Source organism: Thalassobaculum litoreum DSM 18839 (assembly GCF_900102465.1).
GTDB classification, from domain to species: Bacteria; Pseudomonadota; Alphaproteobacteria; order Thalassobaculales; family Thalassobaculaceae; genus Thalassobaculum; species Thalassobaculum litoreum.
The window spans coordinates 298,109-314,322 of sequence record NZ_FNBW01000002.1; the positions used below are offsets into that span (position 1 = coordinate 298,109).

General features: G+C 68.1%; 14 protein-coding genes. 5 read left to right on the forward strand and 9 right to left on the reverse strand.

The annotated features are described in order from the left end of the window. Nucleotides 1–122: 122 nt before the first annotated feature. The gene (locus tag BLS34_RS04610; protein ID WP_093148485.1) at nucleotides 123–2,180 is read right to left on the reverse strand and encodes a molybdopterin-containing oxidoreductase family protein; all 2,058 of its coding nucleotides are present in this window, start codon (nucleotides 2,178–2,180) and stop codon (nucleotides 123–125) included. A 168-nt stretch (nucleotides 2,181–2,348) separates the two neighbouring features. Between BLS34_RS04610 and BLS34_RS04615 the strand changes: the two genes are divergently transcribed. Beyond that, nucleotides 2,349–3,461 carry a matrixin family metalloprotease gene (locus BLS34_RS04615; RefSeq protein ID WP_175474091.1) on the forward strand — a complete coding sequence of 371 codons (1,113 nt, stop codon included), beginning with the start codon at nucleotides 2,349–2,351 and terminating at the stop codon, nucleotides 3,459–3,461. 24 nt (nucleotides 3,462–3,485) lie between these two features. Here BLS34_RS04615 and BLS34_RS04620 read toward each other — a convergent pair whose 3' ends face one another. Continuing rightward, nucleotides 3,486–4,583, reverse strand: a complete 1,098-nt coding sequence (locus BLS34_RS04620) for an ATP-dependent 6-phosphofructokinase (RefSeq protein WP_093148491.1) — start codon at nucleotides 4,581–4,583, stop codon at nucleotides 3,486–3,488. A gap of 93 nt (nucleotides 4,584–4,676) precedes the next feature. On the opposite strand from BLS34_RS04620, the gene BLS34_RS04625 reads away from it, so the two are divergent. From BLS34_RS04625 to BLS34_RS04635, 3 genes are read left to right on the forward strand one after another with little or no spacing between them, the layout of a single operon-like run. Beyond that, complete coding sequence (locus BLS34_RS04625) at nucleotides 4,677–5,576, forward strand: amidohydrolase family protein (protein ID WP_038013900.1); 900 nt, start codon at nucleotides 4,677–4,679, stop codon at nucleotides 5,574–5,576. A 60-nt stretch (nucleotides 5,577–5,636) separates the two neighbouring features. Beyond that, a complete protein-coding gene (locus BLS34_RS04630; RefSeq protein WP_093148492.1) occupies nucleotides 5,637–6,476 on the forward strand; it encodes a thioesterase family protein in 840 nt (279 codons plus the stop codon). Nucleotides 6,477–6,478: 2 nt separating this feature from the next. Then, nucleotides 6,479–6,949: a GNAT family N-acetyltransferase gene (locus BLS34_RS04635; protein WP_093148493.1), complete on the forward strand. Its 471-nt coding sequence runs from the start codon at nucleotides 6,479–6,481 to the stop codon at nucleotides 6,947–6,949. Between the two features lie 131 nt (nucleotides 6,950–7,080). Here BLS34_RS04635 and BLS34_RS04640 read toward each other — a convergent pair whose 3' ends face one another. The 3 genes from BLS34_RS04640 to BLS34_RS04650 are packed head-to-tail and all read right to left on the reverse strand — an operon-like array spanning nucleotide 7,081 to nucleotide 9,870. Next, a complete protein-coding gene (locus tag BLS34_RS04640; protein ID WP_245565578.1) occupies nucleotides 7,081–8,007 on the reverse strand; it encodes a DMT family transporter in 927 nt (308 codons plus the stop codon). Next, entirely contained in the window at nucleotides 7,997–9,217 is a 1,221-nt protein-coding gene (locus tag BLS34_RS04645; RefSeq protein ID WP_093148496.1) for a CaiB/BaiF CoA transferase family protein, read from the reverse strand. Before BLS34_RS04645 ends, BLS34_RS04640 begins: the two co-directional genes overlap by 11 nt. Before the next feature lie 32 nt (nucleotides 9,218–9,249). After that, a complete protein-coding gene (locus tag BLS34_RS04650) occupies nucleotides 9,250–9,870 on the reverse strand; it encodes a glutathione S-transferase family protein (RefSeq protein WP_028793777.1) in 621 nt (206 codons plus the stop codon). Nucleotides 9,871–10,072: 202 nt separating this feature from the next. Between BLS34_RS04650 and BLS34_RS04655 the strand changes: the two genes are divergently transcribed. Further along, nucleotides 10,073–10,954, forward strand: coding sequence for a DUF305 domain-containing protein (locus tag BLS34_RS04655; RefSeq protein ID WP_093148499.1), 882 nt, complete (start codon nucleotides 10,073–10,075; stop codon nucleotides 10,952–10,954). Nucleotides 10,955–10,983: 29 nt separating this feature from the next. Here BLS34_RS04655 and BLS34_RS04660 read toward each other — a convergent pair whose 3' ends face one another. From BLS34_RS04660 to meaB, 4 genes are all read right to left on the reverse strand, one after another. Continuing rightward, nucleotides 10,984–12,717 carry a thiamine pyrophosphate-binding protein gene (locus BLS34_RS04660; RefSeq protein ID WP_093148500.1) on the reverse strand — a complete coding sequence of 578 codons (1,734 nt, stop codon included), beginning with the start codon at nucleotides 12,715–12,717 and terminating at the stop codon, nucleotides 10,984–10,986. 215 nt (nucleotides 12,718–12,932) lie between these two features. Next, nucleotides 12,933–13,904, reverse strand: a complete 972-nt coding sequence (locus BLS34_RS04665) for an alpha-ketoacid dehydrogenase subunit beta (protein WP_093148503.1) — start codon at nucleotides 13,902–13,904, stop codon at nucleotides 12,933–12,935. A 13-nt stretch (nucleotides 13,905–13,917) separates the two neighbouring features. After that, nucleotides 13,918–14,934, reverse strand: coding sequence for a thiamine pyrophosphate-dependent dehydrogenase E1 component subunit alpha (locus BLS34_RS04670; protein ID WP_245701913.1), 1,017 nt, complete (start codon nucleotides 14,932–14,934; stop codon nucleotides 13,918–13,920). Between the two features lie 97 nt (nucleotides 14,935–15,031). Continuing rightward, nucleotides 15,032–16,051, reverse strand: a complete 1,020-nt coding sequence (meaB, locus tag BLS34_RS04675) for a methylmalonyl Co-A mutase-associated GTPase MeaB (protein ID WP_093148504.1) — start codon at nucleotides 16,049–16,051, stop codon at nucleotides 15,032–15,034. Nucleotides 16,052–16,214: the final 163 nt, after the last annotated feature.

Below are 16,214 nucleotides of genomic sequence, written 5' to 3' on the forward strand. Positions count from 1 at the left end.
CCCGCGCCGGGATCCAAAACAAGAACTGCTGGAGGGGTCGGGATGAGTCTCCGACGCTCCGGCGATGGCCTCTCTGGGCCCCGGCGCAAGGCCAGGGAGACGGTGGAGGTGGGGGCGAGCGCCTAAGCCTTCCGCACCCAGACCGCGGTGTCGTGGAACACCGCCCCACCCATCGGAGGTGGGCTGTCGGCGGAGGTCAGCAGGTTGATGCCCACCCCCTCCTCGAAAGCCGCGTTCGGCCAGACCGATTCGACGATCACCGTGCCCTTCTGCACCCCATCGAACAGCCTTGCGTGCAGCACCACGGAGCCCTGCCCGTTGCCGAGCCGCACCCGTGCGCCCTCCTCCACGTCCAGCTCGGCGGCGGCATCGGGATGCAGCATCACCGTCGGCCGCCCTTCGCGCTTTTTGCTGGTCGCCGTCTCGGTGAAGGAGGTGTTCAGGTAGTTGCGGGCGGGAGCCGTGACCATGCGGAACGGCTTGTCCCCGGTCGCCCGGTCGACGATGTCCACATGATCGGGGAATCCTTCGATCCCCGCACCGCTCGGCCCTAGGGCGGACCAGTCGGCGCGGAACCGGAATTTCCCCGAGGGCGTCGGGAAGCCGTTGGCGAAGCGCCTGTCGGCCTCCTCCTTCGGCCCGATATCGAGCCAGCGCCGCTCGACCATCTCGGCGAAGCCCGGATAGCCGGATCTCCTCAGCGTGGCGTCCAGCAGCTCGGCCTCGTTCATGTGGCAGGACGGATGGTCGCCGCCGAGCTTCAGGGTCAGCTCGTTCAGCAGCCGGTGGTTGCTGCGGCACTCCCCGGGCGCGTCGATCACCGCGTCGTGCACCTCCAGGTGCGGGTGCCCGCCGGCGGTGTAGAGATCGGCATGCTCCAGGAATGTGGTCGCCGGCAACACCACGTCGGCATGGCGGGCGGTCTCGGTGAGAAACTGCTCGTGCACGGCGACGAACAGATCGTCGCGGTTGAAGCCCTTCAGCACCCGGCCGGTATCCGGTGCCACGGCGACCGGATTGGTGTTCTGGATCAGCATGGCGGTGACCGGCGGGCCCTGGCACACGACCGCGTCCTCGCCGGTGAGCACCGGGCCGATGCGCGACATGTCGAGCACCCGGGTCGACGGGTCGAGCCGGTCGGTCGCCTCGATCAGCGACTTGTCGACCTTGTAGTAGCCGTCGACCTTCCACAGCGCCCCGCCGCCCTCGTACTGCCACTTGCCGCCGACGGTCGGCAGGCAGGCGACGGCGTGGACCTGCATCGGCCCGTTGCGCGAGCGCGCGAAGCCGTAGCCGACCCGGATATAGGCCCGCTGGGTTTCGCCATAGCGTTTGGCCAGCGCCTCGATCTGGGCGGCCGGCACGCCGCTGATCGCCTCGGCCCATTGCGGGGTGCGGGGCTTCAGATGCGCTTCCAACTCCGCCACGTTCTCGGCGAAGCGGGCCATGTAGGCGCGGTCGGCGTGGCCGTCGCGGAACAGCACATGCATCATCGCGGCGGCCACCGCCCCGTCGGTGCCGGGCCGCACCATCACATGCTCGTCCGCCGCCTCAGCGCTGGGCGTGCGGTAGGGATCGACCACTACGAAATGGGCGCCGCGCTCCTTTCGGGCGCGGGCGACATGGGTCATCACGTTGACCTGGGTGGAGACCGGGTTGCCGCCCCACATGATGATCAGGTCCGCCTTGGCCATCTCGCGCGGGTCCGTGCCCTTCACGTCGCCCATCCCGGCGATCCAGCCGGCGCGCACGACCGTGGTGCAGATGTTGGCGTCCTGGCGGGAGTAGCCCATGACGTTGCGCAGGCGGTTGATCCCGTCGCGGTTCACCAGGCCCATGGTCCCGGCGAAATAGTACGGCCAGACCGTCTCGGCACCGTGCTTTGCCGTAGCCTCGGCGAAGGCGCCGGCGACCCTGTCCAGCGCCTCGTCCCAGGCGATTTCCTTGAACTGGGTGGAGCCCTTCGGCCCGGTGCGCAGCAGCGGCTTCATCAGCCGGTCGGGATGGTGCACCCGCTCGGCATAGCGCGCGACCTTGGCGCAGATCACCCCGGCCGTGTAGTCGTTCGCCGCGGCCCCGCGGATCCGTCCGATCGTCGAACGGTCGATCCGCTCCACCTCCAGGGCGCAGGCGCTGGGGCAGTCGTGCGGGCAGACGGAGGGGACGGTGTCGAGCAGCATGGGGGGGGAGCGTAAACGTAGCCGGATGGGACGTCACCGGGTGTTTCTGCACGCGCCATCGGAAATGCCCGGTGCGCAGGAATGTCTAGGCTGGACTGGTCCAGATTTTGCTTGTCGTCAATGCGCAGTCGGACGCCCTGTCCCCGCCAACCGGAGCCGTATCGAGCCATGCCACAAGCTTCCGATTATCTCGACGCCCACTGGGAAGTGGGACAGCCGATCACCTACTCCTTCAACGTCGGCGCGACCGGAGCCTCCGAGTTCTCGGCGTCCTACCGGTCCCTGTTCGAGGCGGCGATGTCGCAATGGTCGGCCGTCGCCAATATCACATACCAGGAGATTTCGGACCCCTGGACTGCCGACTGGATCATCGGCTGGGACCCATTTTCCGATGGCTATCTCGGCGTGCTCGGATGGGCTGCCAACTATGACTACGACAGCGACGGCATTCTCGGCTCCTCCGAGTTCGAGTTCTCGCAGATCGCCATGGACCCGAACGACACCTGGATCTTCTACGCGACGGCGGTGCACGAGGTGGGGCACGCCCTCGGACTCGGCCATATCGACCATACGCCCTCGATCATGTCGACCTTCGCCGACGGGCAGGAGGAGCTGACCGCCTACGACATTGAGGTGATCCAGTCGATCTACGGTGCCGGCGGGACCATCGTCACCCAGCAAACCGGCACGGACGTGGCCGACATCCTCGTCGGTACAGGAGCCCGCGACACGCTCTGGGGTGGCAGCGGTCAGGACACCCTGTCCGGCGGATGGGCCGGCGATCTCCTCTACGGCAACCGTGGCACGGATCACATTTTGGGCGGCGCAGGCGCAGACACCCTCTACGGCGGACAGAACGACGGAACACCGAGAGGCGCCCCGCTCGCCCAGCGCGACGGCTGGGATACTCTGAGCGGCGGCGACGGCAACGACGTGATCTACGGAAATATGGGTAGCGACGTCCTCGTCGGCGGCGACGGGTGGGATTCCATCTACGGCGGACAGGACGACGACAGCATCTTCGGCGGACAGGGCCAGGACGACATGTACGGCAATCGCGGCGCCGACATCTTCGTCTTTACCGACGCCAACGAAGGGTTCGATTACATCGTCGATTTCGACGTGACACAGGACCGCCTGCAACTCGTCGGATCGGTCTCGATCACCTCCATTTCTCCCGTAACCGACGCGACCTATGTCGGTCTGACCTCGGGCACCACCATCAAGCTGGTCGGCGTATCGGTCTCCGACGTCTCGGCATTCGTCGACTACGTCACGTAGGGCCGTCTCTCCGTCCGGACCGTTTCAGGGCTGGTGCGCCAACGGCACGTCCCCGAGGTAGATTCCCAGCCCCAGGGCCGTCCGCACGACGATGTCGTCGGCCGAGACCGGGCGCTTGTTCGACACCACGTCCTCGATGGACACGTCGCCCACGCCCCGGTTGCGCCAGACCGCGACCCGGCCGGTCTTGCCCTTGGCCATCAGGTCGACCGCATGCACGCCCAGCGCGCTGGCCAGCACCCGGTCGGCGGCGTTCGGCTCGGCGCCGCGCTGGACATGGCCGAGCGTGGTCACCCGCACGTCGGCGCCGATCCGCTTCTCCAGCTCGTCGCCGATCCACTCGCCGATGCCGCCATAACGCTCGCCGCCGCCGGGACGCGGCCGCATGGCCTGGGTGCCGTCCGATTTCGGCGTCGCCTCGGCCACCACGATCAGCGAGAAGCGGCGGCCGTGATGGCCCACGCTCTGGATCGCCTCGACCACGCCGTCGATGGAATAGCGGAACTCCGGGATCAGACAGACATCGGCGCCGCCGGCGACCGCCGCATGGGTGGCGATATGGCCGGCGTCGCGGCCCATGACCTCCAGGATCATCACCCGGTTGTGGCTCTGCGCCGTCGGATGCAGCCGGTCCAGCGCCTCCACCGCCACGGTAACCGCGGTGTCGAAGCCGATGGTCGTGTCGGTGCCGAAGACGTCGTTGTCGATGGTCTTGGGGATGCCGACGAAGGGCAGATCGGCGCGCTGCATGATCTTGTCCAGGATCTGCATGCTGCCGTCGCCGCCGATGCCGATCAGCCCGTCGATGCCGAGATCCTTCAGCCCGGTCACGATCTCCTCCGAGCGGTCGACCGGCCCGTGCGGCGAGGGGAAGGCGAAGGGGTCGCCGGTGCTCACGCTGCCCAGCATCGTGCCCGCGCGGCGCAGCATGTGGCCGTCGAAATTGGACGGGGCGAGCGGATGGACCCGCATCGGACGCTCCATCACGCCGCGGGTCCCATCCTCGATTCCGATCACCTCCCAGCCGTAGATCGTATTGGCGTGCAGGACGACCGCGCGGATCGCGGCGTTCAGGCCGGCGCAGTCGCCGCCGCTCGTCAGTACCGCAATCCGTTTGGTCATGCCTGTTCCTCGCTCATGTTACCGGTGCATCCCTTGGCCCGCGGCGCCGGCCCGTGCCATGCTTGATCAACAGGATTGAGCCGGACCCGCCGCATGACCGACCTGAAGATTGTCGACTCCCACCACCATCTCTGGGACCTGGAGGCGAACTATTACCCCTGGCTCAGCGACCGCCCGGAACCGCATTTCTTCCTCGGCGACTACAGTGCGTTGAAACGCAACTATCTTCCAGAGGACTACAAGCGAGATGCGGTCGGTTTCAACATCGTCAAGACCGTGCACTGCGAAGCCGAGTGGGATCGGGACAATCAGGTCGCCGAGACCGAATGGCTGACGGGCCTCGCCGCACGCGACGGAATGCCGAATGCCATCGTCGGCCATGTCTGGCTGGACGACCCCGATGTGGAAGCAAAGCTGGAGGGCCATTGCCGCTCGCCGCTGATGCGCGGCATCCGTTCCAAACCGGTGACGTCAGCGACACTCGACGCCCCCCGTCCGGACGGGCCGCGCAGCCTCACCGACCCGGCCTGGCGCCGCGGCTACGAAGCGCTCGGACGATACGGCCTCAGCTACGACCTGCGGGTGCCGTTCTGGCATCTGGGCGAGGCCGCAGAGCTGATCGAGAAGCATCAGGAGATCCCGGTGGTGGTGAACCATACCGGTTTCCCCTGGGACCGCTCGCCGGAGGGACTCGCCGCCTGGCGGGTCGAGATGAAGCGCATCGCCCGGATCCCCTGGGTTCACCTGAAGCTGTCGGAACTCGGGCTGAAGGATGCGCCCTGGAGCGTTGAGAGCAACCGGGCCGTGGTGCTGGAAGCGCTGGAGATCTTCGGCCCGGAGCGCTGCATGTGGGCCTCCAACTTCCCGCCGGCCAGCCTGCGCGTCGGCTTCCGCGACCAGCTGGAGGGCTTCCTCGACATCCTGTCCGGCCTGACCCGGCCGGAGCTGGACGCGGTCTTCCACGACACCGCCACCCGCTTCTATCGTCTGTGACTGCCACCGACTGAGACTGCCACCAGCTGAGATTGCCACGAGCCTTTGGGGGACGACCGCGTGACCGATTTCCACGAGACCTTCCGATCCGCCGTCCCGCCCTGGGAATGCGACATCGTCGAGCATTTCACGGTGGCCTATTACTACGAGAAGTTCCGCGCCGCCGGCGACCGCGCCCTGCTCGGCCTGGGCGTGCTGGCCAAGGAGGCGCGGACCACCTCCTGCTACACCCGCTACAAGAAGGAGCTGCGGGCCGGCGACACCTACCGAATCGTCTCCGCCCCGATCCGCGCCACCGGCGGCGATGCTGGCGGCGGCTGGGGCGGCGGCCTGACCATCGGCCACAAGCTGATCGACATGGAGGCGGACGCCGTCGCCGCGACGACCGAGCAGACCTTCGCCCTGGACAGCCCGGTCTCCCTCGACGGCTATGCCGACTGGGACGGCGAGGTCCGCGAGGAACGGCCGGCGGTCGGCGCCGGGGCCACCTGGGTCCCGGCCGCCACCGATGTGGTGCTGCCCAAGGACGTGGACGCGGCCGGACGCCTGACCCTCGACGCCATGGTCCACCGTTTCACCGCGGCCGGCGGACACCTGCTGAACGCCATCGGCTGGACCGCCAGCCATATGCGCGACAACCGGGTCGGCTACTCCACCTTCGAGTTCCAGATGACGCTCGGCGCCCTGCCCTGGGTCGGCGTGCCGCTGGACACCGAGTCCACCATCGGCGCCATCGGCCGCTCCTCCATGCGCATGGTGCACCGGATGATCCGGGCCGATACCGGCGACCTGGTGGCCGAGCTGTCCCAGTTCGGCGTGCATCTGGACATGAACGCCCGGCGCCCCTCGTCCATACCGACGGAGATCGCCGAGGCCGCGCGCGCCCTTGGGGGAGAGTGACGATGACGGCCCTGCCCGAGATTCGCGAGGGCGGCCTGGACCTGGCCGAGGTCCACGCCCTGCTGCAGACCCATCTCGACACCATGGCGCTGCACTCGCCGGCGGAAAGCCGCCATGCGCTGGACCTGAGCGGCCTGCAGGTGGCCGAGGTGACGTTCTGGAGCGTGTGGGAGGGCGACGCCCTGATCGGCTGCGGCGCGCTGAAGGAGCTGTCGTCCGAGCATGGCGAGATCAAGTCGATGCACACCGCCGCCGCCCATCGCGGCAAGGGCGTGGCGGGGAAGATCGTCGAGCACGCCATCGCGACGGCCAAGGCGCGGGGCTACACGCGGCTCAGCCTGGAGACCGGATCGCCCGACGGCTTCGCGGCGGCGCGGACGCTGTACGCGCGCTACGGCTTCACCGAGTGCGGCCCGTTCGGGGATTACCGGGAGGACCCGTACAGCGTGTTCATGACGCTGGAGTTGGGGTGAGCCGCTCCCCCTCCCCTTCACACTCCCCGGATTTGTTCCGGGGTCCACGCCCAGGGTCGCACGATCCCTTGAAGCGAAACGCAGGTTGACCGTGGGCCCCGGAATTAATCCGGGGAGTTTTTTTGAGGCGGTTAGCTCTCCGCCACCCGGTTCACCCGCTCGCGCCAGACCAGTACGATGGCGCCGGTGACGATCAGCGCCGCGCCGGCAATGGACAGCGGCACCGGGATCACGCCGAACACCGCCGCGTCGTACAGGGCGGCGAAGACCAGGGCGGCGTAGAAGAACGGGATCACATAGCTCGCGTCGGCCCGCTTCATCGCCTGGATGAACAGGCTCTGTGCCGTGACCATGACCAATCCGATGGCGACCAACAGCAGCCACTGCTGCGGTGTCGGCCACTGCCAGACGCTCAGGGCCACGCAGAGCGCCACGGTGGCACCGATCGTGTTGTTGACGAACAGGATGCGGATGGCGGGCTCGCCACCGCCTTCCGCCTTGCCGGTCAGCATCTTGATGAAGATCACCTCGAACGCCCCGAACAGCGCCGCGCCGAGCGCGATCAGCGCCGCCGGCTGGAACGCCGCCATGCCGGGCCGGATCAGAACCAGCGCGCCGAGCACCGCCATGCCCGCCGCGCCCCAGCGCCACGGCCCCACGCGCTCGCCCAGCAGCGGGATCGCCAGAACCATGGCGATCAGCGGGTTGAGGAAGGAGATCGCCGTCGCATCCCCCAGCGGCATGAGGGCGGCAGCCGTGAAGATGCAGGTCACCGTCGCCCATCCCGCCACCGAGCGGGCCGCGTGCAGGCGCCAGCGCGTGCCCTGGAAGCCGGGCCGCATCACCAGGATCACCGGCACCAGCGCCATCCAGGCGAACAGGAAGCGCCCTGCGCTGACCATGAAGCCCGGCAGCGGCGGTCCCAGCAGATCCTGGCCCAGCACCTTGGCCATCAGCGTTGTGGCGGCCACCAGCGAGGCCGCCCCGGTCATGAACAGGGCGGCGACCGTTAACCGGCGGCGCGCGGAAACCTGCTCAATCGTCAGGTCAGACGGCACCCTTGTCCCTTTCGGCGGCGATCTCCGCCTCGGACAGGCCGAGGATCTCCGCCAGCACCTCGTCGGTATGCTGGCCCAGGGTCGGCGGCGCGTAGCGGTAGCGCACCGGGGTGCCGGACAGCTTCACCGGGTTGGCGATCAGCGGCACCGTCCCTTCGCCGGCCAGCGGATGCGGCAGGTCGATGCGCATCCCTCGGGCCTGCACCTGCGGGTCGGCGAAGGCACGGTCGATCGTGTTCACCGGCCCGCACGGCACCTTCGCCGCCTCCAGCGCCGCGACCCATTCGTCGGTGGTCTTGGTCATCATGTAGTCTGGCATGGCGGCATATAGCGCGACCCGGTTCTTCAGGCGTAGCGGGTTGGTCGCGTAGTCGGGATTGTTCTTCAGCTCGTCCGCCCCGGCCACGTCGCACCAGCCCTGGAACTGCCGGTCGTTGCCGCAGGCCAGGATCACGTGACCGTCGGCGGTGGGGAACACCTTGTAGGGCACGATGTTCGGATGCTCGTTGCCCAGCGGCTTCGGCACCTCGCCGGAGACCAGGTAGTTGGTCCCCTCGTTCACCAGCCAGGCGACCTGGGTGTCGAGCAGACAGACGTCGATATGCTGGCCCTCGCCGGTGCGGTCGCGGTGGCGCAGGGCGGCCAGGATGTTGGTGGCGGCGTACATGCCCGTCATCACGTCGGCGATGCCGACCCCGACCTTCACCGGCTCCACCCCCGGCGTGCCGGTCACCGACATGATCCCGCCCATGCCCTGGGCCAGGAAGTCGTAGCCCGCCCTCTCGGCATAGGGGCCGGTCTGCCCGAAGCCGGTGACGGAGCAGTAGACCAGGCCGGGGAACTCGTCCTTGAGCTGGTCGTAGCCGAGTCCGAGCCTGGCGAGCGAGCCGACCTTGAAGTTCTCCACCAGCACGTCGCATTCGCCGATCAGCCGCTTCGCCAACGCGATGCCGTCGGCGCTGGCGAGGTCGATGGTGATCGAGCGCTTGGACCGGTTGGCGCAGAGGTAATAGGCGCTCTCGGAAGTGTCCTCGCCGTCCGGGCCCTTCACATAGGGCGGGCCCCACTTGCGCGTGTCGTCGCCCTGGCCCGGCCGCTCGATCTTGATCACGTCGGCACCGAGATCGCCGAGAAGCTGGGTGGCGGTGGGGCCGGCAAGGATGCGCGTCAGATCGAAGATGCGGACGCCGTCGAGCGGAAGAGCGGACATGGGGGCCTCGTATGCGGGTCTGGGTGAGCTGTTCAGCGCGTCAGAGGCCGCAGCGCGTCCTGACTGGGCTTGCTGGTGGCGATGGATTCGACGGTGTCGTAGGCGTCCGACCAGGCGGCGAGGGTCGGATAGGTCTCGCGCCAGTCCGGCACCAGTTCGTAGAACTCCATCATGCCGATCCCGGCGACGAGGCAGAGCGCGTCGAAGCTGATCGGCGGGGCGCCCTCGGGGACCGTCACGGTCTTGTTCAGGTGGGCGAGGCCGCGCCGGACCTGAATGTCGGCCACGTCGAGCATGAACTTCGAGCGGTCCTCCTCCTGGCGCCGGGTCTCGCGGGACCAGACGGTGACGACGTCGAGGAAGGCGAGCGACTGGGCCTCGGCCGCCACCGCGTGCCAGTCGCCGTAGCGGGCGACGGTCCGCTTGCCGGATTTCTCGTCGAGATAGGCGCAGATGTGGCGCGCCTCCGACAGGACGAGGTCGCCATCCTCCAGCAGCGGCACCCGGCCGAGCGGCGAAATGGAAATGACCGGGCTGTCCGGCGTGCGCAGCCCGACCCAATCCAGCTCCAGCCGGTCGCCCAAACCGCCTTCGATCGCGGTGATCCGGCAGATCCGGGCATAGGGCGAGTTCGGGGTGTAGTAGAGCTTCATGGCGGCCTCCCGGTCGGTTCTTCTGAGCGGCCGCCACCCTACCTCAGTGCGCGCGTCGTGGCAGGGGACAGATTTGAACAGCGATGGAACACCTCGCCGCTGGTCACCCCAGGTCTAACTGCCCGTAAGAAATTTCACGAATTACGCAACCTTCCAGGGCGGTAACGACGTTGGCACTTCATGACACTATCAGGAGGTTGTCATGAAATACCGCCGATTTTTCGCAATGATCGCCACGTCGACTGTGGTGATGCTCGGCTTAATGTATCTGAACACCTACCTCTTCAGTCATGTCTTCTGGTCGGAAACGCGTGCGTATATGGCGATCCTCATGGGCGCGACGATGGCCATTGTCATGCTGGCGTTCATGCTCTCCATGTACACGAACCGCGCCGCGAATGCCGCGATCTTCATCGGAGCGGCCCTGCTCTTTGGCGGCTCGCTCTGGCTGGTCCGAGGGCAGGCAACGGTCCAGGACCGGTCGTACATGAGCGCAATGATCCCTCACCATTCGATCGCGATCATGACGTCGACACGTGCCGGCATCTCCGACCCGCGGGTCCGGAAACTGGCCGACGAGATCATCTTCGCCCAGGATAAGGAAATCGCCGAGATGCGGTATCTGATCTCCGATATCGACCGCAATGGCGACGGCACGGAGGCGGATCCGGCTCCAGCCACGATCGTCTCCCTTGAGGAGGCGCTATCCACCGCGGAGGTGTCCGTCCTGGACCCGGAATTCATGCGGGATGAGGAGATGGGTCAGCTCTTTGCCGGACAACCGGACTGTATCTTCACCTACACCCCGGACAGCCATTCGGTCCTGGCCGTGGGCAACCAGCAGGGAAGCGCAGCCGCGCTCCTGAAGATCAGCGGCGACCTCGTGCGGCTCTCGCCGGACGCGCGCTCCACCGCAAACGCCCCGGTCCTGTCAGCCCCTGGCATCACCCTTCGTGTCTCCGGCAGAGACGGTGGCGAGCTCGCATCCGAGGGACCGGGAGAGCCCGTGGAGGCGGATCTCGTGCTGAATCTGGAGCGTGGGCTGACGGCGGGATATAGCGGCTACTATACCTGCCGAGGCTGAAGGCTCGGCTCCGGCGGACGGGCCGCTCGTTAGGCCACCCGGTCGCCCTTCTTGACCTGCACGGTGCGGTTATCGACCGCCGGCAGCATCTTCGCCGGGTCGCGCGTCACCACCACGTCGAGCACCGTCGGCCGGCCGGTCTCCGCCAGGGCCTTGGCCAGCGCCGGGGCGATCTCGTCCGGCGTCTCCACCCGGATGCCCTGGCAGCCGAACGCGCTGACCACCTCGGCGTAGTTGGTCTCCGCCAGGTCGGAGGACTGGTAGTTGCCCTCGCCGTACATCAGGTGCTGCAGCGCCTTCACGTAGCCCGACGCCGCGTTGTTCACCACGATCACCGTGAAGGCCAGCCCCAGGCGCCGGGCCGTCTCCAGCTCGCCCAGCACCATGTTGAAGCCGCCGTCGCCGGTCAGGGCCACCACCGGGCCGAGCCCGTCATGCCGGGCGCCCAGGGTCGCGCCGATCCCGCCCGGCACGCCGTAACCGATGGAGGCGAAACCCCGGTCCGGCACGAAGCCGCGCCCGGCCTGCTTGGTGTCGTAAACCAGCCCGCCCCAATGGGCCGCGAAGCCGCCATCGGCCACCAGGGTCGCGTCGGCGGGCAGCGCCTTGTTCAGCTCGTTCAGCAGCCGTGCCATGTTGATCGGCGAGGACTCGTCGTTCAGCCGGCCGTCCACGTCCTGACGCCAGGCGGCCATGCGCTTGGGCACGTCGGCGGCCCAGTCGGCCAGCTTGTCCTTCAGGCCGCGTTTGCCCAGAGCGACGCGCAGCTCGTCCAGAGTCGCCTTGGCGTCGCCCCAAAGGCTCAGCGCCGGCATCAGGGTGCGGCCCATCTCCTCGGCGACGATGTCCAGGTGGATGACGGTCTTGCCCTTGGGCGGCACGGTGTAGCGCTTGGTGGCGATCTCGCCGAGCTTGCAGCCGACCACGAACAGGACGTCGGCCTCCTCGATCAGCTTGTTGGCGATCCGGTCGTAGCGGCCGAACAGACCGGCGGAGAGAGGATGGGTGCAGGCGATGGCGCCCTTGCCGGACATGGTATGGGCCACCGGCATGTTGGTCGCCTCGGCGAAGGCGGTGACGCTGTCGGCGGCCCGGCTGATATGGACGCCGCCGCCGCAGAGCATCAAAGGCCGCTCGGCCGAGGCCAGCATGTCGACGGCGGTATCCAGCGCGGTGGCGTCCGGCCGGCTGCGCAGGGCCGGGGCGGCGCGGTGGATCGGATCGACGACGAACTCCTCCTCGTCGAAGCCGTAGGTCCCGTGGCAGATGTCCTCCGGCACGTCGAGCACGACCGGGCCGGGTCGTCCGGACGTGGCGACGGCGAAGGCGCGGCGGACCAGTTCGGGAATGCGCTCGATATACTCGACGCGCAGCACCTCCTTCACCGCGGGGCGCAGGATGTCGAGCTGGCGGGACTCCTGGGTCATGTTCTTCCAGGAATGCATCCGGTGGCTGTCGCCGATCAGGGCGACGATGGGAATGCCGGCGTTCAAGCTCTCCACCAGGGCGGTGACCAGGTTGGTCGCACCCGGGCCCAAGGTGGCGTCGACCACGCCCACCCGGCCGGTGACCTTGGCATAGGCGTCTGCCGCGAAGGCGCCGCAGCGCTCGTCGTTGATCAGGTAATGTTTGAGCCCGAGGCGGCGGGCGGCGTCGTAGAACGGCAGGAGTTGGAAGCCGCCCATCCCGAACATCGGGCCGATCTCGAAGGCCTGCAGCATCCGCGCCAAAGCCTCGCCGCCGGTCATCTCGTTGGTGGTCATGCGTTCACTCCTGCAATTTCATGTCGTCATCCTGACGAACGTCTGTGTCGTTGTATCCGCTCGTGGCCACCCTCACGTCATCCTGACGCACGTCAGGATCAACGCTCCACCATCGACGCTTCCGTTTTCCCCCGGCTCCGCCGTTCGTGGCTTGGTCCTGACGTGCGTCAGGACGACGGATGGGGCGGGGCCGGGGCGTGTCGAAGAACCGTCCGTCACATCTTCATCAGCTTCCGCGCCGTCTCCGCGATCATCGCGGCGGTGACCCGCACCGTATCCTCCAGCGGCGGGGCATAGGCGATGGGCACCCGCGGCGCGCCCAGCCGCTTCACCGGGGCCTTCAACTCACGGAAACAGACATCGGACACGGTCGCGGCGATCTCGGCGCCGAACCCGCCGGCCTGCACGCTCTCATGGGCCACGATCAGCCGGCCGGTTTTCTTCACGCTGTCGAACACCCGCTCCTTGTCCCAGGGCCACAGCGTGCGCAGGTCGATCACCTCCACCGACGCGCCGGCATCGTTCAAGGTCTTCGCCGCCGCCATGGTCTCGTGCACCGTCGCCGACCAGGACACCAGGGTGATGTCGGTCCCCTTGCGCAGGAAACGGCAGCGCCCCAGCGGCAGCGGGTCGTTGTTGTCGACCTCGCCCTCCAGTGCCCAGAGGTTCTTGTGCTCCATGTAGACGACCGGATCGTCGCAGCGGATGGCGGATTTCAGCAGGCCGTAATTGTCCACCGGACTGGACGGGCAGACCACCACCAGCCCCGGGATATGGGTGTACCAGCTCTCCAGGCTCTGGGAGTGCTGGGCGGCGGACGACCGCCACATGCCCATGGGCTCGCGCACGACGATGGGCACCTTGGCCTGGCCGCCGAACATGTAGCGCGCCTTGGCCGCCTGGTTCACCAGCTCGTCGACGGCGCAGAGCGCGAAATCGGCGAAGCGCATCTCCACCACCGGCCGGGTGCCGGACAGGGCGGCCCCTACCGCCACGCCCATGATTGCGGCCTCCGAGATCGGCGCGTCGGAGATCCGGTCGGGGCCGTAGATCTCGGGCAGGCCCTTGTACTGGCCGAACACCCCGCCGCGGCGCAGGTCCTCGCCCAGCGCCCAGACGGTGGGGTCGCGCTGCATCTCCTCGTGCAGGGCGTTCTTGGCGGCCTCGCCGTAGGTCATCGTCACCATATGCGGGGCCTCCTCAATAGGCGCCGTTGCGCGGATCGCCGACGTCCTGGACATCGGCAAAGGCGCGGGAGAGCGGCGGCCAGGGGGCCGCCTTGGCGTCGTCATAGACCGCGTCCATCTCCTCGATGGCGTCGCGCTCATGGGAGGCGAGCTGGTCGCCGCGTACCCCGGCATCGGCCAGGGTCTGGGCCAGGCGGGTGATCGGGCAGCGCTTCCAGGCGGCGGCCACGTCGTCGCGCGCGCGGTAGCCGTCCGGGTCGGCGGCGGTATGGCCGGTCAACCGGTAGGTCTTGGCGTTGATGAAACGCGGCCCGCCGCCGGCGCGGATTGCGGCGACCGCGTCGCGCACCGCCTCGTCCAGGGCGACCACGTCGTTGCCGTCGACCTCCATCGCCGGCAGGCCGATCGCCTCGGCCCGGGCGGCCGGGCCCTTGCCGGCGGTCATGTCGGCGGTGCGGGTGGTCGAGGCGTAGCCGTTGTCCTCGCAGACGAACAGCGCCGGCAGCTCGAACACCTTGGCCCAGTTCAGCCCTTCGAGGAACGGTCCCCGGTTGATCGCGCCGTCGCCGAAGATCGAGCAGGCGACCCGGTCCTCGCCGCGCAGCTTGATCGCATGGGCGGCCCCCGCCGTGATGTGGATGTTGGCGGCGACAACGCCGTTGGCACCGAGCATCCCGACCGAGAAGTCGGCGATGTGCATGGACCCGCCCTTGCCGTTGCTGGTCCCGCCCTCGCGCCCCAACAGCTCGCGCATCATGGCGGTGGGATCGGCGCCCTTGGCCAGGGTGTGGCCGTGGCCGCGATGGGTGGAAGCCAGGATGTCGTCGGTGCGCAGGTTCGAGCAGACGCCGACGGCGACCCCTTCCTGGCCGATGGAGGGATGGATGGCGCCCAGCACCAGCTTATCGGTATTGGCCCGGAGTGCCGCCTCCTCGAAGGCGCGGATCCGCCACATCAGCTTGTGATGGGCGAGCAACCGGTCGAGATCGAGATTCCGCGCCGCCTGTGGCGCGCGTGGGTCTGCCGTCACGAGTACCTCCCCGCAGGAACCCCGATCTTGTCGCCGGGTGGCGAAACCTTAGAGAGCGGCGCGATGCGGGGTCAAGACGACGATGGTTGTGGGGTGCTCAGGCGTGGTCGAGCCCGAACGCTTCCAGGATGCGGGTCGCCGCCACCGCCGGGGTGGTATCGCCGTCGACCACGGCGGCCTCCAACTCGGGCACCAGGGCCTTCACCTCCGGGTGGCCCTCCAGTGCGCCGATAAGCCGGTCGCGGACCATGGCCCACATCCAGCGGACCTGCTGGCCGGCGCGCTTGCGCTCGAAGGAGCCTGCCGCCTCCAGTGCCTGGCGGTGTTCCTTCACCGTGCCCCAGACCTCGTCGATCCCCTGCTCGACCAGGGCCGAGCAGGTCAGCACCCGGGGCGACCAATCGGGGTCGGCCTGCTGCAGGATATGCAGGGCGCCCTTGTACTCACGGGCCGCCCGTTGGGCGCGGTCCTTGTTGTCGCCGTCGGCCTTGTTGATCACCAGCATGTCGGCGATCTCCAGGATGCCCTTCTTGATGCCCTGCAGCTCGTCGCCGGCGCCCGGCAGCATCAGCACCATGAACATGTCGACCATGTCGGCGACGGTGACCTCGCTCTGGCCGACGCCGACGGTCTCCACCAGCACGACATCGAAGCCGGCGGCCTCCACCACCACCATGGTCTCGCGGGTCGCACGGGCGACGCCGCCCAGGGTGCCGGCCGAGGGCGACGGACGGATGAAGGCGTTCTCGTCCTGGCCGAGATCGGTCATCCGGGTCTTGTCGCCCAGGATCGAGCCGCCGGAGCGCCCGCTGGTCGGATCGACGGCGAGGACGGCGACCTTATGGCCGCTGCCGGTCAGGTGCTTGCCGAGCGCCTCGATGAAGGTGGATTTGCCCACGCCCGGCACACCGGTGATGCCGACCCGGTGGGCCGCCCCCGCATGGGGCAGCAGGCGGACCAGCATCTCCTGCGCCAGCTCCCGGTGGGCCGGCTTGCGGCTCTCCACCAGGGTGATGGCGCGGGCGATCACCGCCCGGTCGCCGGACCGCACGCCGGCGACGTAGTCGTCGACCGACAGGGTACGGCGGCGGGGCGATGGGGCCGGGGCGTCTGTCATGGGATCCTTCGGATGAACTGTATCTTGAGCATTCCCCCTGCACTCACTCCCCGGATTTATTCCGGGGCCCACCCGTCAGTTCGCTCGATCGTTGAAGGTGAGGCACGCTGGCGGGTAGGCCCCGGAATAAATCCGGGGAGTGGGTGAAGAGAAAGAGGGTGTG

Excerpts from the sequence above, each read along its gene's own strand:
- BLS34_RS04610 (WP_093148485.1), bottom strand. The coding sequence starts at position 2,180 with ATGCTGCTCGACACCGTCCCCTCCGTCTGCCCGCACGACTGCCCCAGC.
- BLS34_RS04615 (WP_175474091.1), top strand. The coding sequence starts at position 2,349 with ATGCCACAAGCTTCCGATTATCTCGACGCCCACTGGGAAGTGGGACAG.
- BLS34_RS04620 (WP_093148491.1), bottom strand. The coding sequence starts at position 4,583 with ATGACCAAACGGATTGCGGTACTGACGAGCGGCGGCGACTGCGCCGGC.
- BLS34_RS04625 (WP_038013900.1), top strand. The coding sequence starts at position 4,677 with ATGACCGACCTGAAGATTGTCGACTCCCACCACCATCTCTGGGACCTG.
- BLS34_RS04635 (WP_093148493.1), top strand. The coding sequence starts at position 6,479 with ATGACGGCCCTGCCCGAGATTCGCGAGGGCGGCCTGGACCTGGCCGAG.
- BLS34_RS04645 (WP_093148496.1), bottom strand. The coding sequence starts at position 9,217 with ATGTCCGCTCTTCCGCTCGACGGCGTCCGCATCTTCGATCTGACGCGC.
- BLS34_RS04650 (WP_028793777.1), bottom strand. The coding sequence starts at position 9,870 with ATGAAGCTCTACTACACCCCGAACTCGCCCTATGCCCGGATCTGCCGG.
- BLS34_RS04655 (WP_093148499.1), top strand. The coding sequence starts at position 10,073 with ATGAAATACCGCCGATTTTTCGCAATGATCGCCACGTCGACTGTGGTG.
- BLS34_RS04660 (WP_093148500.1), bottom strand. The coding sequence starts at position 12,717 with ATGACCACCAACGAGATGACCGGCGGCGAGGCTTTGGCGCGGATGCTG.
- BLS34_RS04665 (WP_093148503.1), bottom strand. The coding sequence starts at position 13,904 with ATGGTGACGATGACCTACGGCGAGGCCGCCAAGAACGCCCTGCACGAG.
- meaB (WP_093148504.1), bottom strand. The coding sequence starts at position 16,051 with ATGACAGACGCCCCGGCCCCATCGCCCCGCCGCCGTACCCTGTCGGTC.